Origin of the sequence: Mesorhizobium sp. M1342 (assembly GCF_040317955.1) — a bacterium.
GTDB lineage: Bacteria > Pseudomonadota > Alphaproteobacteria > Rhizobiales > Rhizobiaceae > Mesorhizobium.
Map to the genome: position 1 here is coordinate 110,115 of NZ_JAMYLI010000020.1, position 21,053 is coordinate 131,167.

The following is a 21,053-nucleotide window of genomic DNA, read 5'->3' on the forward strand; positions in this document are numbered from 1 at the left end:
GGTCCTGGCAGACGGATGCAAGACCGGTCCGCACATGGCCTGCGGGCGCTGGGACTGAGCGCGTATTTCTGTGTGGAGTTGTAGCCGATGGTGCTGGACGTAAAGCCGGGGCAAATCACCAAGGACCATTTCGATCTCGTTGCGATCGGCTCCGGCTTCGGTTCGGCCTTCTTCCTGCATGAGTTCGCCAAGCGCCGAAAGGCGCGCATTCTGGTGCTGGAGTGGGGACGCCACAACACCCATGAATGGCAGCTCGAGCAGAACGTCAACACCGACATCGAAGACGAGACGACCTACAAGACCAATTCCAACAAGCCGTGGAACTACACGATCGGACTGGGTGGCGGGACGAACTGCTGGTTCGCGCAGACGCCAAGATTTCATCCCAATGATTTCCGGCTGAAAAGCACCTACGGCATCGGCAATGACTGGCCGATCAGCTATGACGACGTCGAGCCGTTCTATTGCGACGCGGAAGACATCATGTCGATCTCCGGCGATCCCGACATGGCGGCGATGCTGCCCCGCTCGAAGCCGTTTCCGCAACCGCCGCATCGCATGTCGACACCGGACAGGATGATGAAGGCGGCGCAGCCCGGCCAGCACTTCGTCATGCCAACCGCGCGGGCGCGGCTGCCGACATCGCAACGCACCTCGTGCTGTGCCAATCTGCGTTGCTGGCTGTGTCCGGTCGACGCCAAATTCACCGTCAACAACGGCTTGATGCACGTCTTCGAGCATCCCGACGTTTCGGTCTGCCTCGGTGCGGAAGTGCGCCGGCTCGATCACGTCGGCGGCGCTGTCCGTTCGGTCACGTTCAGCCATGACGGCAAGGAATACCAGGTCAGCGGCGATCTCTTCATTCTCGGCGCCAATGCCATCCAGAGCGCGGCGATCATGCTGCGATCCGGCCTGGGCGGCGAATTTGTCGGCAGCGGCCTGCACGAATCCTACGGCTGGAATTTCGAGGTCTATCTCGACGGCGTCGACAATTTCGACGGCAGCACCATCACAACAGGCCTGAATTTCGGCCTCTATGATGGTCCTCACCGATCGGAGCATGCGGCGGCACTGGTCTATTTCGAGAACCGCTGGCAGCACGGACTGCGTGCCGAAAAAGGGCGGCTACGCCAGGCGCTGCCGCTTGTCGTGGTCACCGAGGACTTGCTCGATCCCGAGAACTTCGTCACGCTGGACGAGGATGAGAATGCCTTCGTCAGCTTCAAGGCGCCATCGGACTATGCGGTGAAGGGCATGGCGCGCGCTCTGGAGAAATTGCCTGGCCTTCTGGCGCCGCTGCCGGTCGAAAAGCTCTTCGATCGCGGCATCCGGCCGACCGAATCGCACGTCCAGGGCACGCTGAGGATGGGTACGGGCCCAGCCGATTCGGTCATCGACAGCGGCATGATCCACCACCAGCTCAGAAATCTGGTCGTCGTCGGCACCAGCACCTATCCGAGCTGCTCCTGCGCCAACCCGAGCCTGACCGCGGCAGCGCTGTCCTTGCGGGCGGCGAGCCGGATCGCGTGAAAGGAGGTATCGCATGATCGAGATTTCCAGACGCTCGGCCCTGGCCGTCATGGCTGGCGGAGTGGTTTCGACAGGGGTCGCCTACGCCGCCGTTTCCTCGTTCTCGGACGAGGATCTGGTGCGCGTCACGCTGGAAAAATACCTTGGCAAGTTGAACATCCGCATAGAGCATCTGCAGCAGTTCGTGCTGGCGTTCCGCGACAGGAATCCATGGAACTTTCCGAGCGAAAAACTGAGTGACGCCGTCACCTTGGTGGAGGAGCTCAAACTGGGGGCCGCGCGCCGCTTGCTGCCCCAGCGGAAGCGGGAAGATCTGCTGCATTTCGACCGCTGGGTCGTCGCCGAATTCCATATGCTGACGGACTACGCCTGGCGCAGTTCGCCCAACGACCCGATCCGATTTACCGGCTGGCAATCCTGTACCAATCCCTTCGCCAATCTGGAGCCGCCGAAACTTGCCTGACGTCGAAAAGAGAGGCGGCGGACTTTGCCTGTTGTCTCCGAGCAAGGAATACGAGATGCGACAAGGAGCCCGATCATGAAAGTTCTCTTTGCAGGCGGCAACGGCTACCCGCCCGAGTTCAGTGGCGGCGTTCAGTCGAGCACGCATCATCTGGCCGAACAGCTGATCGAGCACGGTCATGAAGCCGCTGTGCTCGCCGCCCTGTTCGGTGACGGTGTCTTCGGCTTCAAGGCGCGCGCCAAGATGAAGCTGTTGCGGCAGCCGGCGGTTGTCGACAGCTATCCCGGCTATCCGGTGGTGCGGGCCTGGTTTCCCTGGGAAGCGGCGGGCTATGCCGTCGACAGGCTGAAACCCGATGTCGCCGTGGTCCAGTGTCACAAATCGGTTCCGATCGGCAAGGCGCTGCAGGCGGAGGGCGTGCCTCTGGTCGTTTATCTCCGCAATGTCGAGTTCCATGAATTGGGCGGCGATCTGCGCGAATTGCATTCAGCGCTTTACATCGCCAATTCGGACTTCACCGCACGTACCTACAGACAGGAGTTCGGCATCGAGGCGGTGGTAATCCCGCCCACCATCAACCCGGCGCACTACTCGACGCCAACGACGGGCCAGTTCGTCACGCTGATCAACCCTTATGAGGAAAAGGGGTTTGAACTCGCGGTGCGGATCGCCGGCGCCTGCCGCGAAATCCCCTTCCTGTTCGTCGAAAGCTGGAAGCTCGACGACGATCACCGGGCGCGGATCGAACAGACGATCGCTCCCTTGGGCAATGTCGTCCTGGAGAGCCGCACCAGCGACATGAAGACGGTCTATGGCCGCACGAAGATCCTGCTTGCTCCCAGCAAGTGGGAAGAGGCGTGGGGCCGCGTCGCTTCGGAGGCCCATTGCAGCGGAATCCCGGTTGTCGGCTCGCGGCGCGGCGGTCTGCCCGAGGCTGTCGGCTCCGGTGGCGTGGTGCTGGATTACGATGCTCCGCTGGCCGATTGGGTCGCGGCCGTCAGGCGGCTGTGGAACGACAACCAGGAATATGACCGGCTTTCAAGCCTCGCCCGCAGCTTCGCCGGGCGCCCGGAACTCGATCCCGATCGCCAGTTCATCACCTTCTTCTCGATACTGGACAGGGCGATGCAGCAACGCGCGCGACAGGCGGCCTAGAGGAGTTCGCCGTGTCACGGAAACGGCGAACTCCTCTAACTCTTTGTTTTGATCAATTCCCAAGGGAAAGCGCTATGCGCTTTTCCCGGGAAAACCGTTCACACTTTTCCTGGAATTGCCCTAACGGCGCCGCCTGAGCAGGTCAGGCCGGGCGTTTGACCCGGCTTTTCAGCGTCTCGTAGCCGCGGGCGCCAAGCAGGGCGCGGGCAATGGTCTTGGCAGCGCTCTTGCGGCCCTCTTGCGACTTGATCTGCCGCAGCCTTGCCGGCAGGTTCCTGGCCGCCTGACCAAGTGCCGGCAGCGACAGCGTGTTGGGAAAGCTGACCATATGCGTTTCGACGCACAGCACCGGCTTGCCTGACAGTTCGGTGATCCTCAGCGCCTGTTCGTGCTCGCTCTCGATGAACAGGATGGCATCGGACTTGCGGTAGAAGTCGGCCTTGAAACTGCCATGCGCGCCGAGCCGTTGCCGTTCCGCCTTGCTCGGCAGATCGAGCATGATCAACTGGTCGTATTTGATCTCATGCTTGGCGAGCCATGCCTCGGTGAGCGCGCGGTATTTCTCCAGCCGGCTGGTGACCAGCCAGCCGATCCTGTGGGTCGCGACATGGAGCGGCCGCGCTTCGCTGAGGAATTTCTCATAGGCCGGGCCGTCGTCGTTTTCCGCCTCTGTCGGATCGAGGCACAGCACGCCGTCAATATCGACGCAGCATTGCGCCAGGAATTTATGATGCATGAAGTTCCACTGGAACATGCGCGGATGCGGCACGACTTCGAAGACGAGGTCGGTTTCCTGGTGCTGGGGCTCAAGGCCGAACACGGCGGCAAAGGTGAACTCCGCCTCGATGCCCGAAGCCTGGATGCGGGCGCGTGCGTCGCGCATGGCGTTGCCGCCGGCGACGCTGTCGTCGATCACCAGCACCTTGCGCATCTCGGAAACCTTGCGGTCGAGAGCGGCACGGCGCTTGGTGACGCCAGACGTATAGATCCGCCCTTCCAGGAAGCTGTCGAGATCGGTCATCGGGATGTTCGCGGCAAGGCTGACCAGCGTCGCTGCCAAAACGCCGCTTCTCGGCACACCGACCACGAGGTCGATATCGCGCGGCAGCCGGTGCAGGCCCCTGACGATGGCGTCGTTCATATCGGAGATCGATCGGTAGTGCATGGTTCAGACCTGGTCCTGGAGGAGATGTCCGTAGCAGTCGAAGACGCCCAAATTATTGCGCTTCGCGCGCCGCCGCCGCAGGCAGCCTTGCCGGCAGCATCTTGAGGGCCTCGCGCAAGGCTTCGCGGCCGGAGGCGAATGCCAGTGCGATGACGATGGTGATGAGGTAGGAGAGCACGGCGCCGCTGGCCAGGGCGACGACATGCTGCTGGGGCAGCAGGGGCTTGATGAACCAGATCACGGCCAGCGCCAGATGGGCGCCAAGCACGAACGGCGTTGCCGCGCGAAGCACATGGTGCGCCTGCAGCGGCCCGCTCCTGCCGACATAAAGCCACAGGAACGGCGTCCGCAGATATTCGCTGATCGCATAGGCGATCGCCACGCCCAGCGCGCCATAGGGCAGGCCGAGCATGAAAGCCAGCACCGACGTCACGGCCGTTATGATGCCCCAGCGCATGAAATCGCCGGAGCGGCCCTGGCTGACGAAAAGCCACCCGGCCGGATTGTTGAGCGGCTGCAGCAGCCCGGCAAAGCCGAGCGCCAGGAAAATCGAGGCGCTTGCGCGCCATTGCTCGCCGAGCACGAAGGGGATCAGCACATCCGACATCGCGGTGGCGAAGGCGACGCCGGGAAGCGCCACCAGAAGGATCAGCGGCATGACGCGCAGATAGGCGCTGCGGTAGCGATCCGGCTCGTCCTTAAGCCTGGAAAGCGCCGGAACCATCACCTTCGACAAGGGGTTGGTAATCTGGCTCAGCGGAAACAGAAGCAGCTTGTAGGCGCGGTCATAGAGGCCGAGTTGCGCCTCGCCCCAATATTTGCCGATCAGCACATTGTCGAGGTTGCGGGCAAAGAAATTGGCGAAGTTGAAGCCGGTGATGCCGGCGCCGAAATTGATCAGCTCGCCGATGCCGGCGACCTTGCGCGGCAGGCCCGGACGCCAGCGCGAGCTCGCCCAATAGCAGAGCGTCGGCAACACGGCACCGGTCAGCGTACCGGCAAACAGGGCCCAATAGGAGCGATCGATAAAGGTCCAGGCGATCGACACCGCAAGCCCGGCAATGGCGCTGGCGACGTCGATGACGGCCAGCCGGCCGAACTGCATGCGGCGTGTCAAGAGCGCCAGATGCTGGGCGCCCAGCCCATAGGCCATGATCTGCAGCCCGAACGCAGCCACCAGGCCCGTCACGCGCGGCTCGCCGTAGAAGGCAGCAACCAGCGGCGCCGCACCCGCAAGCACGCAAGCCAGGATAGCGCTGACGGCGACATTGATCCAGAAGAGGTAGTTCACCTCCTCATGCCGGATGCCTGATTTCTGGATCGTCGCCTGGGTCAGGCCGAAATCCTGGAACAGGGCGATAAAGGCAAGCACCGGCGCGCACATCGCCACGACACCGAAATCCTGTGTCGACAATAACCGCGACAGCACGATGACGGACAGGATCTGTGTCGCGACCCGCACCGATTGCGCCATGGCCGTGACAACCGCGCCGCGCCCAACCGACTTGCGCAAGGAGCCTTCTGGCGGATCGAATGCATTGGCTTCCAAATTCAGGATTCCTGATTTTTTACGTGGATTTCCGAGCCCGAAATCCACGACCGCCGCCGACCACAAACTACGGCAATAATTTTGCAGTGCAACAGAAAACGTCGATGCGTGCAGCAAAAATGTTGCGATGCAGCAAGAGCTGTACTAGCATTCCCTCGGGTGGGCCAACAGCGGTCGAGTTTTTATGCTGCATGTCTTGTACCTTGTGCACGACGTTTCCGACCCGGCGGTGCGCCGGCGGATCACGATGCTCAGGGCAGGTGGGGCCCAGGTCACTTTGGCCGGCTTCCGTCGCACCGCGAATCCGATTGCGGATATCGAGGGACTGCGGCCGATCGACCTCGGCGCGACGCGTGACGGGCGATTCGGCCAACGCCTCGCGGCCGTCGCCAAAGCAGCCGTTTCGATAGGCTCGAAGCTTGGCGGCATGCCAAAACCGGATCTCATCATCGCGCGCAACCTGGAAATGCTGGCGCTTGCCCGCCGCGCCAGGTCAGCCTTCGGTGCATCGGTCCCGATCGTATACGAGTGCCTCGACATTCATCGGCTTGTGCTGCGCAACGATGTCCTGGGCAAGGCGCTGCGCGCCACCGAACGCTTTCTGGCCAGGGATGTGAAGCTGCTGGTGACCAGTTCTCCTGCCTTTATCGCCAATTATTTCAAGCCGTTCGGCCAGGTCGCGGCACCCATCGAGCTGGTCGAAAACAAATATTTCGAGGCCGCGACGATCTTGCCCGGCGCTCCGGAGGCTGAAGAGAGCCCGGCCGGTCCGCCATGGCGGATCGGCTGGTTCGGTGCGCTGCGCTGCCGCCGCTCGCTCGAGCTGCTGGCCGATTTCTCCCGCCGCATGGAGGGCCGCTTTGAAATCGTGCTGCGCGGACGTCCGGCTTTGTCGGAATTCCCTGACTTTCACGGCTTTGTCGAAGCCGAGCCGTGGCTGTCGTTTCTCGGGCCCTACCGCAATCCGGAAGACATGGCGGCGATCTACAACGATGTCCATTTTTCCTGGGCGATCGATTTCTTCGAAGCGGGGCAGAACTCCGAATGGCTTCTGCCCAACCGGCTCTACGAAGGCTGCCGTTTCGGAGCGGTGCCGATCTCGATGGGCAACACCGAGACCGGGCGGTTCCTTAAACAGCAGGATATCGGCGTGCTGTTGCCGCAGGCGTCGCCCGAAGCGCTCGAAGCCGTGCTCGGCAAGATGGAAGAGCATCGCTTCGCCAGGCTGAAAGGGCGTGTTCTGGCGCGCAATCCGAGGACCTGGAGCTACGATCGCTGCGATTGCCGGGCGCTTGTCGAGCGGCTGCGCAGCCTGACGGCCGTGCCCGGCTCCTTTGCCGCCGAGGCATTGGCATAGGATGGCCAAGGATGGACAGAGGCAAGATGGACAGAGGTTGATGACGCCGACGGAAAAACCCTCATCCAGCCTGATCGTTATCCCGTGCCTGAACGAAGCCGCCCATATCGGTGCGCTGCTCGATCAATTGCGGCCCGCGGCCGCCCGGCTTGGCGCCCGGATCATCGTCGCCGACGGCGGCAGCACCGACGGCACGCTTTCCATCGTCGAGGACGTGATTGCCAAGGACCCGCGGGTCATCCTGCTCCACAACAAGCGGCGCATCCAGAGCGCGGCGATCAATCTCGCCGTCGGTACCTTCGGCGATGGTGCCGACTATCTCATCCGCATCGATGCGCATGGCGGTTATCCCGACGATTATTGCGACCGGCTGGTCGAGGAAGCCCTGGCTACATCAGCGGATTCGGTCGTCGTTTCGATGCTGACCAGCGGCAGCGGTGCCGTGCAGAAGGCGGCCGCCGCGGCGCAGAACTCCAAGCTCGGCACCGGCGGCTCGAAGCATCGGCATCTTTCGCAGGGACAGTGGATCGATCACGGCCATCATGCACTGATGCGGATATCGGCGTTCGGCGCCGTCGGCGGCTACGACGAAGCGTTCAGCCATAACGAGGACGCCGAGCTCGATTACCGCCTGCGCAAGGCCGGCTACAAGATCTGGATGAGCGGCAAGACGCAGATGGTCTACTATCCGCGCGCCTCGCTCTCAGGCCTCTATTTCCAGTATCTCGGCTACGGTCGCGGGCGTGCCAAGAATGTGCTGAAGCATCGCGTCATCCCGAAGGTAAGGCAGATGGTGCCGCTGCTGGTGTTCCCGGTGGTGCTGCTGGCGGCCTTCTCCTGCGTGCACTGGCTGGCGGCGGTGCCGCTGCTGCTGTGGGCGTCGGTGTGCCTGGGCTACGGACTGGTGACGGCTATCCGCCAGCGCAAGGCTGACGTTGCGCTGGCCGGTGTCTCGGCCATGGTCATGCATCTTGGCTGGTCGGTTGGCTTCTGGCTGCAGCTTCTCGGCCTCGGCTCGCGACGCGGAGTGGCCTGATGGCAGTGTCGACAAAGAACCGCAGCATCGACATCGGCGTCTGCACGTTCCGCCGGCCGGAGCTGGCTGACACGCTGCGCTCGCTCGACGCCATGGAGATGCCGGCGGGATTCGATATCCGCATTATCGTCGCCGACAATGACGACACCCCGACGGCCCGTGACCTGGTGGCGGCGCTGTCGCGGGAATTGACGGTGCCGATCCACTATCGGCATGCCCCGGCGCGCAACATCTCGATCGCCCGCAATGCCTGCCTCGATGCGAGCACAGCGGATTTCGTCGCCTTCATCGATGACGACGAGACGGCCACGCATCAATGGCTCGCCGAACTGGTCGTGATGGCGCAGCAAAGCGGTGTCGCCGTCGTGCTCGGCCCGGTCAGGGCGCGCTATCGCCCAGATGCGCCGGACTGGATGCGGCGCGGCGATTTCCATTCGACCTTGCCCGTCTGGGTGCGCGGCGAGATCCGCACCGGCTACACCTGCAATGTTCTGCTGCGGATGGGCTCGGATAGCCTGCGCGGCCGCCGCTTCAGCCTGGCGCGTGGCCAGACCGGCGGCGAGGACACCGAATTCTTCGATCAGATGCACAAGGCGGGCGGCCGCATCGCGTTCTCGCCCGAGGCCTGGGTCGACGAAGTGGTGCCGCGCTCCAGGGCGGCATTCGACTGGCTCGGCCGCCGCCGCTTCCGCGTCGGCCAGACGCATGGCCATCTCCTGGGCAGCAGCGCCAGCGGCATCGGCCTGGTCAAGCAGGTCGGCCTGGCCTCGGCAAAGGCCATCTATTGCTTCGCCTCGGCACTTCCGGTCGTCGTCAGTCCGGTCCGCAGGAACCGCAGCGTGCTGCGCGGCATTATGCATGTCGGTGTCGTCAGCGGCCTCGTCGGCATCCGCGAAATCCGCCTCTATGGCCAGCCGTCGCCACAGGAGGGAGGCAAGCGTGCAGTCTGACGTCAGCTCTGTCCCCGATGTTTCCTTCGTCATTGCCGCCTACAACGCCGAGGCGACCCTTGATCGGGCGATTGCCAGCGCCATCGCCCAGAAGGGTGTCAGCGTCGAAATCATCGTCGTCGACGACAAGTCGCGCGATGCTACGCTCGACGTGGCGCGGGCCTATCCAGGGGATATCGTCCGTGTCGTCGCCCTGGCCAGCAACCGCGGCCCCGGCGGCGCCAGGAATGCCGGCCTCGACGCCGCCCGAGGCAGATGGATCGCGGTTCTCGATTCCGACGACGCGGTCTTTCCCGGCCGGCTCGCGGCCATGATCGCTCGTGCCGAAAGCGCGGATGCCCAGATCGCCGTCGACAATCTGCAGGTCGTTCGCGAAGATGGCGTCATCGAGGACGCGATGTTTCCGCGGCAGTATCTGGAAGGCTTGCGCGAGATTTCGCTGGCCACCTACATCGCCGGCAACGTCGTCTTCGAATCCAAGTTCAACCTCGGCTATCTCAAGCCGATCTTCCAGCGCGAGTTCCTGAACGAAAACCGGCTTCGCTACGACGAAAAGCTGAGGATCGGCGAAGACTACGTCCTGTTTGCCGAAGCCCTGGCCAAGGGCGGCAAATGCGTCGTCGAGCCCGATATCGGCTATGTCTACCATATTCGCAGCGGCTCCATTTCGCGCGTGCTCGAGCTTCACCACGTCGAAGCGATGCGCAGGGCGGATGCCGTGTTCGCTCAAACCCATCGGATGGATGAGGCCGCGCAGACCGCGTTCGCCCGGCGCGGCCGCAGCCTGCGCAAGGCGGCATCGTTTCTGTCACTGGTACAGCACATCAAGGCGCGGTCCCCGCTCAAGGCGATCCGGACAGCGCTCAGCGACCCGGCGGCGGTCAGGCATATGGGCATGCCGATCGCCGTGCGGTTGCGAAGAATGGCGGCACAATTTGCCGTTGGGGCGGGGAGGTGAAGATGCAGGCACATGGAGGGATTTTTCGTGGCCTGTGAATGGACTGAAGTCGATCTCCTCAGAAGGAATTTGCGATGAAGAAAATCAGGAAGGCCGTGATACCGGTGGCGGGGCTTGGAACACGGTTCCTGCCGGCGACCAAGTCGATGCCGAAGGAAATGCTTCCCGTGGTCGACAGGCCTGTCGTGCAATATGCGGTGGACGAGGCCTTCGAAGCGGGCATCGAGCACATCGTCTTCGTGACCGGTCGCAACAAGGCGGTGATCGAGGACTATTTCGACCTGCATCCGGAATTGATCGGCACCCTGGAGCAGACCGGCAAGAAGACCCAGCTGGAGGCGCTCGAAAGCATGCTGCCTGTGGCCGGTGCCACCAGCTTCATCCGCCAGCAATCGCCGCAAGGCCTCGGCCATGCCGTCTGGTGCGCGCGCGAGGTTATCGGCAACGAGCCCTTTGCCTTGCTGTTGCCGGACATGGTGTCCTTCGGCGGGCGCGGATGCCTAGCCGAAACCGTCGAGCTTTATGAGCGCACGGGCGGCAACGTGATCGCCGTCGAGCGTTGCGAACCGAGCGAGACCAACAAATACGGCATCGTTGGCCGTGGCGCCGAGATCGGTGGCGGTTTCGAGGTGACGGCCATGGTCGAGAAGCCGGCGCCGGCCAATGCGCCGTCGAACTTCTACATCAACGGCCGCTACATCCTGCAGCCCGAGATTTTCGCTCTTCTGGGCAATCAGCAGCGCGGCGCCGGCAACGAGATCCAGTTGACGGATGCCATGGTTCGTCTGTCGAAGGATCAGCCGTTCTTCGCCCAGCCTTTCCTCGGCCGCATGTTCGACTGTGGTTCCAAGGAAGGGTTCATCCAGGCCAACATCGCCTTCGCGCTGGCGCGCGATGACATGAAGGGTCCGGTTTTCGAGATGCTTCAGGAGTTCGTCCGGTCGCATGAACGCCAGGAAGAAGCCGCATAATGCCCATCTTTCGGGAGCATGGTCAGATGGCTGGCGAAGAGGGGCCGGCAGGTTCTCGCCGTCTGGCACGACGCTTGCTTCGCTTCTGGCGATGCTCCCGATCTTCGAGGCGCCTGCAAGCCAAGGCATGATCCCGGAAAGTGGGTCCCGGTTTCCGGAAAAGATCATGTTGAAACAGTGAGATAGAGCCCATTGCGACGGACCGGCTCTAGAATTGGACCGAAGATGAATTATGCCAATTTTCCTCTCGACAAGAGGATGCCATTGCCGAATTCGGACGCAGGAGACGGCGAAGACTTCATCGATATCGAGCGGCTGCTTGGCATGGCCGCACGGCAGGCCAAGGTGGTTGCCGTGTGTGCCGTCATCGGTCTCTTCCTGGGCCTGTTCTATTTGCAGACAACGCCGCCCAAATATCAGTCGGTCGCGAGCGTGCTGATCGACGAAGGCTTGAACAAGATTGTCGACGATATCTCGGCGGCGTCGACAACCATGCAGACCGATTCCGCCATCCTGAGCCAGATCGAGATCCTGACCTCGACGCGGCTTGCCGCCGTGGTCGTCGACAAGCTGAAGCTCGACCAGAACGACACGTTCATGAATCCGCCCCAGTCGGCGCTTGCCCAAGGCATAGGCCTTATCCGCAGCGTGATTCAGTATGTCCGCCCCAGCCCTTCCCTTCCGGGTGGCGCCGACTTCAGCAAGCTCGACCCCGCCGCCCGCGATGCGCTGATCGCCACGTCGCGCCGCGACTACGCTATCCTCAAGCTGCAGAACGAGATCCGGGCGGAACGCGTCGGCCGAAGCTACGTCATCGCGCTCGGCTATCAGGCGACGGATCCGGCCTTGGCAAACGCCATCACCAAGGCCTATGCCGATGCCTATCTCGCCGATCAGCTCGATGCGAGCTTCGATGCCACCGAGCGGGCTGCGGTGTGGCTGCAGGGCCGGTTGACGGAGCTGCGCCAGAGTTCGCAGGCAGCTTCGCTCGCGGTTGAGAAATTCAGGGCCGAACATGGGCTGGCCGCCAACAGCGATGGCCAGCTGATGAGCGACAAGCAGCTTTCCGACCTCAACGCCCAGCTTATCGTGGCGCAGGCCGACACCGCACGCGCCAGCGCCCGCTACCAGCAGTACAAGGCCATTGTCGACAGCGGCTCCGAAAACGCCTTCAAGGATGCCGCCATATCGAGCGACCAGCCAAGCAGTTCGGTCATATCGGCGCTCAAGACCCGCTACCTCACAGTGGCCAAGCGGCTGCAGGACGTCGAGGCGAATTTCGGCCCCGAGCACCCGCAGGCGGTGGCTCTCTCCAAGGAGAAGGCCGACATATCGACGCAGATTTTCGGCGAGCTGAAGCAGCTGACCGAAAGCTATCGCAACGAGTATGAGGTGGCGCAGGCACGCGAGACCGCGCTCAGGGCCAACGTCGCGGCCGCGCAAGGCAAGAGTTCCGTCGACAACCAGACGCAAGTCAAGCTGCGTGAACTCGATCAGCAGGCGACGGCGCTCACCACGCTCTATCAGACATTCCTGGGTCGTTACGAGGAAGCCGCGCAGCAGCAATCCTTCCCGGTCGGCAAAATCCGCATCATCTCGGACGCCTCGATGCCGTTTGCCGCGTCAAGCCCGCGCACCATCGTCGTGCTCGGACTTTCGCTGGTGCTTGGCCTGCTGATGGGCGCCGGCTTTGGTGGGCTGAACGAGTTCAACGAGCGCTTCTTCAGGACCGGCGAGGACGTGCGCGACCGCGTCAACCTGAAATTCCTCGGCTATCTGCCGACGATCGGCGGCAAGCTCGGCAAGGAAGAAAAGCCGGGCGATACCCAGGTGGACGCCAAGACCACTCAATCGCTGTCGGCGGCCGAAAGGCGGGCGCGTATGCGGGTCAGCATCGATTCTCCAGCCTCGATGTTCTCCGAAACGCTGCGCAGCGCCAAGATCGCCTTCGACGTCGTGATGGAAGGGCAAGGCAGCCGCGTCATCGGCATTATCTCGGTGCTTCCCGGCGAGGGCAAGTCGACGGTCGCGGCAAATCTCGCGGGCTTGCTTGCCGCCAATGGCGCCAAGACGCTGCTGATCGACGGCGACTTGCGCAATCCCGGCCTCAGCCGGGGCCTTGGCATGGAAGCCGAGCAGGGTTTGATGGAAGCGGTTGTCAGCGGCCAGACTTGGCAGTCTGTCGGCAAGATCGACAGGCAGACGAAGCTGGCGATCATCCCGGCGGTGCTGCGCGGTCACTTCTCGCATACCAGCGAACTTCTCTCCTCGGCCGGCATGCGGCGCTTCATCGAGAACGCCAAGGAGACGTTCGAATACATCGTCGTCGATCTGCCGCCGCTCGGACCGGTGGTCGACGCCAAGGCCTTCGCCCCCTTGGTCGACGGGTTTGTCCTGGTCACCGAGTGGGGGCGCACGCCTCGCGCGATGGTCAGGTCGATGCTGGAATCCGAACCCTATGTCGCCAACAAGATCGTCGGCGCGGTGCTGAACAAGGTCGATTTGAAGAAACTGGCCAAATACGGATCGTTCGGTGGCTCGGAAAAGTTCTTCGATAAATATTCGAGCTACTATCTGGAAAAGTCGGAAGTGCGCGGCAAGGCGCCGGTCTGACATCGGTCATTGCGCGCGTGGGGCCACTTTGAGGTGTATCGATCTTCAGGTCAGCACACCTGAACATCGATGCGTCAGGAGAAGATCAGCCTGCCTTGCTTGTCGGCGATCCTGACGGCGGTCAGGCGTCCGCTCTGGAAGGCGGCTGTGTCGATGCCGAGCCGGCGCCCTTCGAGCTTCGGGACATCCACCGGCGTATGCCCGTGCACCACCCAGCGGTCGAGCAGGTGTGTTGCCTCGAAGAAGTCCGAACGGATGGTAATTAGGTCGTGGTCGGTTTGCGCCGCAAGGTCGACGCCGGGCCTGATGCCGGCGTGGACAAACACGAACTTCCGCGAACGGACCATGATCGGCAGCCCGCGTAGGAAGCTGACGTGATCCTCTGGAATGATCTCCCTTATGCGCCTGTCGATCTGCGCGCTGCTCCCGTAGAGGCTGGTGAGGCGCGCCGGATCGATGCCGTAGGAAAACAGGGTTTGCAGGCCGCCCGTCGCCAGCCAGGGCTCGCGCGACAAATGTCCGTCGAGATAGTTCAGCATGGCCACTTCGTGGTTGCCCGCAAGACAAATGCGCTGAAACCCTTTCGGCGCCGGCGCCAGAAGGTGATCGAGCACCCGCGCCGACTGGAGCCCCCGGTCGATGTAGTCGCCAAGCATGACGATGATCTTGCGGCTCTGGAAGCGCAGCGAATCGAGCAGGATGTTCTGCTCCAGGGCGCGGAGTTCCTTGTAGCAGCCATGCACGTCGCCGATCGCGTAGACAACGGCATCCTGCATGTCGATATCCAGGCGCGGACGCGCCGCGATGCGGGGTTTTCGCTGGAACAGGGTCACGTGCGGCGTCTCGAGGCGAACTCTCATGCGGAAGGCATAAGCGCCTGATATCTTGCCCGAAACGGAGAATTCCGCAATCGTGGAAAATGCAACCACGCCGGGTTGGGACCGCCAATGCATGTCGCCCAAAAATGAGCTCGGTTTTGGAAGAACGGCCTGTGTGGAAACAAAGCCTGAATCCGCTCAGGCGCGACATGCTTTACGTCGGCCGTTGGGCCGGTAATGCCGGATCGTCGTCAGGCTGCCTTGAGCCGATAACGGAAAACGGTGTGGTCGAGCAGCAGCCGGATGCGTGGTTCGGCCTCGATCGCCACCAGCCAGCTTGCCGCGATCATCGTCGCGCCGACGACCGCCATCGAGAACAGATGTGGCAGACCGGCGCGGACCAGGATGCCGAGCAGGGCCGCGCCGACGACATCGTGCAGCAGGTAGAGCGGATAGGTCATCAGCCCGATCCGGCGCCAGCCGCTCCAGGAAAGGTCGAGCCGCAGCGACCATGCCATCAGCGCGATGCCGATGAGGAAGATGAGGATCGGCGGCGCGAACGGCATATCCCGCCCGACCTTCAGGATATGAACGTCGACCGAGCTGGCGATCTGCAGCACACTACCGGCCAGGAACAGGGCGCAGAAGGCAAGTCGGGCGCCTGTCACCGCCTTGAAGCGCATCAGCCACAGCATGACGCCGGTGGCGAAGAAAACGCCGTGATGCACCAGCAGCAGGTCGAGTGTGCGTGTTTCGGCAAGATCGGCCCAGCCGAGCGGGTAGTAGAGGCACCAGAACAGCGTGCTGACCAAGCCGATGGCGACGGCCACAATCTCCATCAGATGGAAGCGGCCAAGGCTGAGTAAGATCCAGACGATAGCATAGAAGGCGATCTCGATGCCCAGCGTCCAGTAGACGCTGTCCACCCAAGGCGCGTACGGAACGAACAGGCCGGTGCGTAGGAGCCTGATAACGGCATCGGTCGGCCAACTGAGGCCGACAAGCAGCAGCACCACCGCCGTGACCGGTGCGCAGATCCAAACCGCCGGCGCCAGCCGTTTCACCCTTGCTTCGAAAAACTGTAGGGGTGTCGACCTTTCGGCGCTGAAGGCGATGACGAAACCGCTGATGACGAAGAAGATCTGGACGCCGACCCAGCCGGATTCGACCCAGGCGCCTATTGCCGGCTGCGGGGGAACGCCGCCCGTCGCGCGCGCCGAAACACCGTCCGGATACGCCCACACCCAGAAGCCATAGTGGTAGACCATGACCATGACGGCGGCGAGAAAGCGCAGGATGTCGACGCCGCCAAATGTAATCTTCTTTTGAGCCATGCGACCTGTGTCGATGGCCCCCCGCAAGCACTGTAGGGCGCATTGCTGCGTTGCACAATAAAAGATTGCTCGTCGATCCGAAAAGCGGCCTCGACAAGCCAAAGCCTTCAGCCGCTCAAAGGCCGATCCCACGGTCCTTCAGGGCCTTGGTGATCTCCTCGAGGATGATCGGATCGTCGATCGTCGCCGGCATGGTCCATTCTTCCTTGTCGGCGATCTTCTGCATGGTGCCGCGCAGGATCTTGCCCGAACGCGTCTTGGGCAGGCGCTTGATCGTCATCACCGTCTTGAAAGCGGCAACCGGGCCGATGCGTTCGCGCACAAGGCCGACCACTTCATTCTCGATCAGGCCGACGTCCCGCGTCACACCCGCATTCAACACCACGAAGCCCAGCGGAACCTGGCCCTTCATGGCGTCGGCAATGCCGATGACCGCGCATTCGGCGACATCGGGATGGGCCGAAAGCACCTCTTCCATGGCGCCGGTGGAGAGCCGGTGGCCGGCGACATTGATGATGTCGTCGGTGCGGGCCATGACGTAGAGATAGCCGTCGTCGTCGACCATACCGGCATCCGCCGTCTTGTAGAAGCCGGGGAACTCGTCGAGATAGGCTTGGCGGAACCGTGCGTCGGCATGCCACAGCGTCGGCAGGCAGCCGGCCGGCAGCGGCAGTTTGACCACCACATTGCCCAGTGTGCCGCGAGGCACCTGATGGCCAGCATCGTCGAGCACGCGGATGTCGTAGCCGGGCATCGGCACGCCGGGCGAGCCGTATTTCACCGGCAACAGGCCAAGGCCGGCGGGATTGATCGTCATCGGCGAGCCGGTCTCGGTTTGCCACCAATGGTCGACCACAGGCACACCTAGCTTCTGCTCCGCCCATTTGATGGTTTCCGGGTCGGCGCGCTCGCCGGCAAGAAACAGCGTGCGGAATTTCGAGAGGTCGTGTTTGGCAATGAACTCGCCCTTCGGGTCCTGCCCCTTGATGGCGCGGAATGCGGTCGGCGCGGTGAACAGCGCGACCACGCCATGCTCCGCTATCACCCGCCAGTAGGTGCCGGCATCGGGCGTGCCGACAGGCTTGCCCTCGAACAGGATGCTGGTGCAGCCATGCAGCAGCGGTCCGTAGACGATGTAGGAATGGCCGACCACCCAGCCGACATCGGACGCCGCCCAGAACACCTCGCCCGGCTTGACGCCGAACTCGTTTTCCATCGTCCATTTCAGCGCGACCATGTGGCCGCCATTGTCGCGCACGATGCCCTTGGGCTGGCCGGTCGTGCCCGACGTGTAGATGATGTAGAGCGGATCGGTGGCCAGCACCGGCACGCAATCGACATTGGCGCCTGCGGCCCGCTCGCGGGCGACGGCATCGGCGTAGTCGATGTCGAAATGCTCCTTCAGCTCGCAGCGCAATTGGTCGCGCTGCAGGATCAGGCAGGCGTCCGGCTTGTGGCGGGAGATCTCGATCGCCTTGTCGAGCAACGGCTTGTAGGCAACGACGCGGCCCGGCTCCAGGCCGCAGGATGCCGAAATGATCAGCTTCGGCCTGGCATCGTCGATGCGGGTGGCAAGCTCATGCGAGGCAAAGCCGCCGAAGACCACCGAATGCACCGCGCCGATGCGGGCGCAGGCGAGCATGGCGATGGCCGCCTCGGCCACCATCGGCATGTAGATGATGACGCGGTCGCCCTTGCCGATGCCGCGATTCTTCAGCACAGAGGTGAGTGCAACCACCTCGCGCTTCAGCTCGGCATAGGTGAACTTCCTGACCATTCCTGTGATGGCGCTGTCATGGATCAGCGCGATCTGATCGGCGCGCCCGCCCGCGACATGGCGGTCGATGGCGTTGTAGCAGGTGTTGCAGGTGGCGCCGGTGAACCAGCGGCCATAGACGCCGGCCGCGGCGTCGAACACCTTGTCCCAGGGCGAATACCAGTCGATGCCGCTAGCCGCGTCCGCCCAGAAGCGCTCCGGGTCGCGCTTCCAGCCTTCATAGACCTCGTGATAGCGTGAAGCCATCCGTACCTCCCCGGGAAATGTTTTCTTCCTTCCAGATAGCGCGCTCTAACCTTGGCCGCAAATCCACGCCATTGTGGCGACGGCATCGACCTGGCGCTTGGGGGCAAGCAGCTATGAATTGCGAGACAGGATTGGGGTTGGTGATGTTTGCTGCTGTGCGGTTCATCGGGCGCTTTGCGCAATCATCGGTCACGGGCGCCCTACTTGCTATGTCCACCGGAACCGCTGAAGCCGGCGATGCCGCGGCACGGCACATCATCGGCTTTTCGCCGGATGGCGCTTATTTCGCCTTCGAGCAATATGGAACGCTCGACGCCGGTGTCTCGGACTCCGGCTGGTCGCAGATCGATATCATCGATACCCGTACGGATCAGGTGGTTGGCGGCAAGCCGATCCTCGTCGTCGACGAGACGGAGGAAGCGACACTGACCCTGGAGCAGGCGAGGGCGCAGGCCGCCGCTCAGGCAGCGCCCGTTCTCGCCCAATATGCGATCACATCTGTGGCCGAGCAGGCCGCTTCCGACAAGTTTACCTTCCCGGGCGAAATGGTTGCCTACAACGACATCTCCCGCCTCGAACAGGTGTCGCGGAAATGGCTGGCGCCGCTCCATGGCGAAACAGGCATTTCGACCATCCAGCTCGACGAAATCCTGGCGGCCAGCGCGACCGATTGTTCGGCGAGTTTCGATGCGACGCAGCAAGGCGACCAGGCACTTCAAGGGGAAAAGCCACTTCAAGGTGAGAAGGCAGGCAAGGCGCTCGGCTTCCGGCTGACGCTCCAAGGCCAGGATGGCAAGCCGATCAAGATCCTGCACGAGGACAAGACCGTGCCGGGCTCAAGAAACTGCCCGACCTCCTACAGCCTGTCGGAATCCTACCAATTCACCCCGGCCGGCAAGCCGGCGGTGATCGTCGTGCTCGTGCAGCGTTTCAGCCAGGGTTTCGAGGGGCGCGATCGTCGCTTCCTTGCAGTGACCGGGCAGCCACGCTGAGAGGTTGCGCCCAGGCGCCGGCAGCCGCTGTGTCTGAAGGTTGTTTCTAGATCGGCAGGGCCACAAGCATGAGGCCAATGCCGCCAGCGATCAAAATGGCTGTAGCCAGCGCTTTTCTGTGACGTTCAAAGCTCGTCGGAGCTCGCTCCCAATTGTAACGCATACGCTATCTCCCCAATACCCGGACAGGTTTTACCTTACTTAGGGGAAGAAATGCAACGTCCGCTGCCGGCCGGCCCGCTGCTTGTCACATTTCATCGATGACTATTTCTGGGACGAATGCGGCCGGGAAGACGCAACCGAGCAGGTTCTAACGCGACTGGCACGGAGAATCTGTCAGCAAAGCCGTTGGTCCCGTGCACTGGGCTCCCATGATCGGCTGATAGACAGCGCTCCACCTCCGCGCTATCTGATTTCCGGGATGAGCGTGGCTTGGAGGGGCGTGGTGGAAATAGTCTCTGGAACCGTTCTGCGGCTAGCAGAGGATGCCTCCGTGCAGCATGTGGGCGATGGCGCAGTCGTGCTTTTGGCGCGCAGCGGCCAGCTTTATACATGCAACGGCACGACCGAAGCCTTTCTCGACAAGGTGGACGGCGCGCGCAACCTCGACCAGATCGTCGACCTGCTTTGCGAGGAGTTCGAGGTTGACAAGGGGACGCTCGATCAGGACATGGCGGCACTGGCCACGGATCTGATCTCTGAAGGTATCCTCGCCGCGCCAGGTGCTTGATGGCTGACGGCCCGCTCCTGCGCGCTCTGTTTCGCTGCCATCTCTGGGCAAGCGCGCGGCTGATGCCGGTCCTTGTCACCAACCGGAGCTTCGAGGAGGTGCTCAAATGGGCGCCGCTCGCCTCGTCGACGCCCTATCGCGGTCTGCCGTCCGCCTACATCGTCGCGAGTGTCAACCGCGCCGTCCGCCATCCCTGGCTGATGCGTGACCGCAGGTGCCTGAGGGAGGGTCTGCTAGGTCATCGTTTCCTGCGCCTAGCCGGTTTCGATCCGGACCTGCGCTTCGGCGTCGATCCGCAGTCGATGCAAGCGCAGCGCCTGGCAGCGCATTGCTGGGTCTGCCTCGATGGCAGGCCGGTGGTCAGCGACAAGCTTCCCGGCATGGTCGAAATCTATCGTCATCATGCCGATGCCGTAAAGGCGCGCCCCGCTTGACCAGACCTTCAGCCTGCTATGGCCTCAACGGCCTGATCCTTGGCATATCGGCCGAGCGCCCCGAGCTGTGGCAGGATTTCGACCGGATGCTGGGCAGCCTGCGTATCGCGGAACCCGTCGAGCCGGACTTTCGTCTCGAGATCGCCGAGACAGTCACCTTGGACGAGGCACCCAACGGATCCCTCGTCTTCGATGGCGAGGTGCCGGAGGATGGTCACTGCCGGATGATCGAGGATGGTGGTATCATCCATCTGGTCTTTCCCGAGCGTCAGACCGTTGCCATCAATGGCGTGGCGGGCTGGGCCGAACTCCGGATCCGCCCTGGCGCGAAAGCCGCGTGGACACCGGCAATGCTGGTGCTCGACGCCGCGCTCGACGCCGGTGGCCAGCATATGCTGCACACTGCCGGCTTGACGTTGCCGGACAGCGATGCGGTGGTGCTGATCCATGCTCCGAGCGGCACCGGCAAGACCACGACGTCGCTCGCGCTGGCAACACAGGGCTTTGGCCTCTGCTCCGACGACGCCATGATCCTGAATGTCGCTTCTGGCAAGGTCGTCGCCTGGGGCTTGCCGCGCGCCGTAAAAATCCACCAGAAGACTGCCGAAATGATCCCGCAGGTGGCGCGATGCCTTGGCCAGACGTGGGATCGCAACAGCGAACAGCCCGTCCCGCTTGAAAGGCTGAGTGGGATCGTTCGGGTCGAAAACGCGACCGCCCGGCCGGTGGCGGCCCTCCTGCACCTGGCGCGTTCCGCCGACAGCCAGACCCGGCTCGTCGCCATGGCCGGGACCGACGCAATGGTGGCGCTGGCAGTGGACAATGTCCGCACGGGCATGACCGGGCTGCTGCCCATGCAGAAGCGCCGGCTGGCGACCATCGGCGGGCTGGTCAATGCGGTGCCGACCTTCCGGCTGGAGGTGGGCGCGCGCCCGGCTGACGCTGCGGCGCTGATCAGCGCCACCCTGGATTGAC

Annotated in this window: 18 protein-coding genes; 13 read left to right on the forward strand and 5 right to left on the reverse strand. The window is 63.0% G+C overall.

Annotation, left to right across the window (positions count from 1 at the left end; all coding sequences use genetic code 11):
- The first annotated feature begins 87 nt into the window (after positions 1 to 87).
- The 3 genes from NKH06_RS21260 to NKH06_RS21270 all read left to right on the forward strand — a co-directional run bounded on the left by NKH06_RS21260 (position 88) and on the right by NKH06_RS21270 (position 3,148).
- Positions 88 to 1,530 (forward strand): GMC oxidoreductase, encoded by a 1,443-nt coding sequence (locus NKH06_RS21260; protein ID WP_352439755.1) that lies wholly within the window; start codon positions 88 to 90, stop codon positions 1,528 to 1,530.
- A gap of 13 nt (positions 1,531 to 1,543) precedes the next feature.
- The gene (locus tag NKH06_RS21265) at positions 1,544 to 1,993 is read left to right on the forward strand and encodes a hypothetical protein (protein ID WP_023811594.1); all 450 of its coding nucleotides are present in this window, start codon (positions 1,544 to 1,546) and stop codon (positions 1,991 to 1,993) included.
- 75 nt (positions 1,994 to 2,068) lie between these two features.
- Positions 2,069 to 3,148, forward strand: a complete 1,080-nt coding sequence (locus NKH06_RS21270) for a glycosyltransferase (RefSeq protein WP_023811595.1) — start codon at positions 2,069 to 2,071, stop codon at positions 3,146 to 3,148.
- Positions 3,149 to 3,290: 142 nt separating this feature from the next.
- Here NKH06_RS21270 and NKH06_RS21275 read toward each other — a convergent pair whose 3' ends face one another.
- Positions 3,291 to 4,313 (reverse strand): phosphoribosyltransferase, encoded by a 1,023-nt coding sequence (locus NKH06_RS21275; protein WP_352439754.1) that lies wholly within the window; start codon positions 4,311 to 4,313, stop codon positions 3,291 to 3,293.
- 52 nt (positions 4,314 to 4,365) lie between these two features.
- Positions 4,366 to 5,862, reverse strand: a complete 1,497-nt coding sequence (locus NKH06_RS21280) for a lipopolysaccharide biosynthesis protein (RefSeq protein ID WP_352893877.1) — start codon at positions 5,860 to 5,862, stop codon at positions 4,366 to 4,368.
- A gap of 184 nt (positions 5,863 to 6,046) precedes the next feature.
- Between NKH06_RS21280 and NKH06_RS21285 the strand changes: the two genes are divergently transcribed.
- The 6 genes from NKH06_RS21285 to NKH06_RS21310 all read left to right on the forward strand — a co-directional run bounded on the left by NKH06_RS21285 (position 6,047) and on the right by NKH06_RS21310 (position 13,747).
- Positions 6,047 to 7,219, forward strand: coding sequence for a glycosyltransferase (locus NKH06_RS21285; RefSeq protein WP_352893879.1), 1,173 nt, complete (start codon positions 6,047 to 6,049; stop codon positions 7,217 to 7,219).
- A gap of 40 nt (positions 7,220 to 7,259) precedes the next feature.
- Positions 7,260 to 8,255: a glycosyltransferase family 2 protein gene (locus NKH06_RS21290; protein WP_128302867.1), complete on the forward strand. Its 996-nt coding sequence runs from the start codon at positions 7,260 to 7,262 to the stop codon at positions 8,253 to 8,255.
- A complete protein-coding gene (locus NKH06_RS21295; protein WP_128302868.1) occupies positions 8,255 to 9,205 on the forward strand; it encodes a glycosyltransferase family 2 protein in 951 nt (316 codons plus the stop codon). The genes NKH06_RS21290 and NKH06_RS21295 overlap by 1 nt, the downstream gene beginning before the upstream one ends.
- Positions 9,195 to 10,163 carry a glycosyltransferase family 2 protein gene (locus tag NKH06_RS21300; protein WP_352893881.1) on the forward strand — a complete coding sequence of 323 codons (969 nt, stop codon included), beginning with the start codon at positions 9,195 to 9,197 and terminating at the stop codon, positions 10,161 to 10,163. The genes NKH06_RS21295 and NKH06_RS21300 overlap by 11 nt, the downstream gene beginning before the upstream one ends.
- Positions 10,164 to 10,237: 74 nt before the next feature.
- Positions 10,238 to 11,134 carry a UTP--glucose-1-phosphate uridylyltransferase gene (locus NKH06_RS21305; protein WP_013528099.1) on the forward strand — a complete coding sequence of 299 codons (897 nt, stop codon included), beginning with the start codon at positions 10,238 to 10,240 and terminating at the stop codon, positions 11,132 to 11,134.
- Positions 11,135 to 11,359: 225 nt separating this feature from the next.
- Positions 11,360 to 13,747 carry a polysaccharide biosynthesis tyrosine autokinase gene (locus NKH06_RS21310; protein WP_023811602.1) on the forward strand — a complete coding sequence of 796 codons (2,388 nt, stop codon included), beginning with the start codon at positions 11,360 to 11,362 and terminating at the stop codon, positions 13,745 to 13,747.
- Positions 13,748 to 13,821: 74 nt separating this feature from the next.
- Here NKH06_RS21310 and NKH06_RS21315 read toward each other — a convergent pair whose 3' ends face one another.
- The 3 genes from NKH06_RS21315 to NKH06_RS21325 form a co-directional block, all read right to left on the reverse strand.
- Positions 13,822 to 14,580 (reverse strand): metallophosphoesterase family protein, encoded by a 759-nt coding sequence (locus tag NKH06_RS21315; RefSeq protein ID WP_023811603.1) that lies wholly within the window; start codon positions 14,578 to 14,580, stop codon positions 13,822 to 13,824.
- Positions 14,581 to 14,816: 236 nt separating this feature from the next.
- The gene (locus tag NKH06_RS21320) at positions 14,817 to 15,899 is read right to left on the reverse strand and encodes an acyltransferase family protein (RefSeq protein ID WP_127289908.1); all 1,083 of its coding nucleotides are present in this window, start codon (positions 15,897 to 15,899) and stop codon (positions 14,817 to 14,819) included.
- Positions 15,900 to 16,014: 115 nt separating this feature from the next.
- Positions 16,015 to 17,922: a propionyl-CoA synthetase gene (locus NKH06_RS21325; RefSeq protein ID WP_352893884.1), complete on the reverse strand. Its 1,908-nt coding sequence runs from the start codon at positions 17,920 to 17,922 to the stop codon at positions 16,015 to 16,017.
- A 209-nt stretch (positions 17,923 to 18,131) separates the two neighbouring features.
- On the opposite strand from NKH06_RS21325, the gene NKH06_RS21330 reads away from it, so the two are divergent.
- From NKH06_RS21330 to NKH06_RS21345, 4 genes are all read left to right on the forward strand, one after another.
- The gene (locus NKH06_RS21330; protein WP_031213397.1) at positions 18,132 to 18,914 is read left to right on the forward strand and encodes a DUF2259 domain-containing protein; all 783 of its coding nucleotides are present in this window, start codon (positions 18,132 to 18,134) and stop codon (positions 18,912 to 18,914) included.
- A gap of 244 nt (positions 18,915 to 19,158) precedes the next feature.
- On the forward strand, positions 19,159 to 19,644 hold the full coding sequence (locus NKH06_RS21335) for a PqqD family protein (RefSeq protein WP_352893886.1): 486 nt from the start codon (positions 19,159 to 19,161) through the stop codon (positions 19,642 to 19,644).
- On the forward strand, positions 19,644 to 20,078 hold the full coding sequence (locus tag NKH06_RS21340) for a lasso peptide biosynthesis B2 protein (RefSeq protein WP_023811607.1): 435 nt from the start codon (positions 19,644 to 19,646) through the stop codon (positions 20,076 to 20,078). Before NKH06_RS21335 ends, NKH06_RS21340 begins: the two co-directional genes overlap by 1 nt.
- Positions 20,075 to 21,052, forward strand: a complete 978-nt coding sequence (locus NKH06_RS21345) for a phosphoenolpyruvate carboxykinase (ATP) (protein ID WP_023811608.1) — start codon at positions 20,075 to 20,077, stop codon at positions 21,050 to 21,052. Before NKH06_RS21340 ends, NKH06_RS21345 begins: the two co-directional genes overlap by 4 nt.
- Position 21,053 lies beyond the last annotated feature (1 nt).

Coding starts and splice junctions, on each gene's coding strand:
- NKH06_RS21260 (WP_352439755.1), top strand. CDS start 88: ATGGTGCTGGACGTAAAGCCGGGGCAAATCACCAAGGACCATTTCGAT.
- NKH06_RS21265 (WP_023811594.1), top strand. CDS start 1,544: ATGATCGAGATTTCCAGACGCTCGGCCCTGGCCGTCATGGCTGGCGGA.
- NKH06_RS21270 (WP_023811595.1), top strand. CDS start 2,069: ATGAAAGTTCTCTTTGCAGGCGGCAACGGCTACCCGCCCGAGTTCAGT.
- NKH06_RS21275 (WP_352439754.1), bottom strand. CDS start 4,313: ATGCACTACCGATCGATCTCCGATATGAACGACGCCATCGTCAGGGGC.
- NKH06_RS21285 (WP_352893879.1), top strand. CDS start 6,047: ATGCTGCATGTCTTGTACCTTGTGCACGACGTTTCCGACCCGGCGGTG.
- NKH06_RS21290 (WP_128302867.1), top strand. CDS start 7,260: ATGACGCCGACGGAAAAACCCTCATCCAGCCTGATCGTTATCCCGTGC.
- NKH06_RS21295 (WP_128302868.1), top strand. CDS start 8,255: ATGGCAGTGTCGACAAAGAACCGCAGCATCGACATCGGCGTCTGCACG.
- NKH06_RS21305 (WP_013528099.1), top strand. CDS start 10,238: ATGAAGAAAATCAGGAAGGCCGTGATACCGGTGGCGGGGCTTGGAACA.
- NKH06_RS21310 (WP_023811602.1), top strand. CDS start 11,360: ATGAATTATGCCAATTTTCCTCTCGACAAGAGGATGCCATTGCCGAAT.
- NKH06_RS21320 (WP_127289908.1), bottom strand. CDS start 15,899: ATGGCTCAAAAGAAGATTACATTTGGCGGCGTCGACATCCTGCGCTTT.
- NKH06_RS21325 (WP_352893884.1), bottom strand. CDS start 17,922: ATGGCTTCACGCTATCACGAGGTCTATGAAGGCTGGAAGCGCGACCCG.
- NKH06_RS21330 (WP_031213397.1), top strand. CDS start 18,132: ATGTCCACCGGAACCGCTGAAGCCGGCGATGCCGCGGCACGGCACATC.
- NKH06_RS21340 (WP_023811607.1), top strand. CDS start 19,644: ATGGCTGACGGCCCGCTCCTGCGCGCTCTGTTTCGCTGCCATCTCTGG.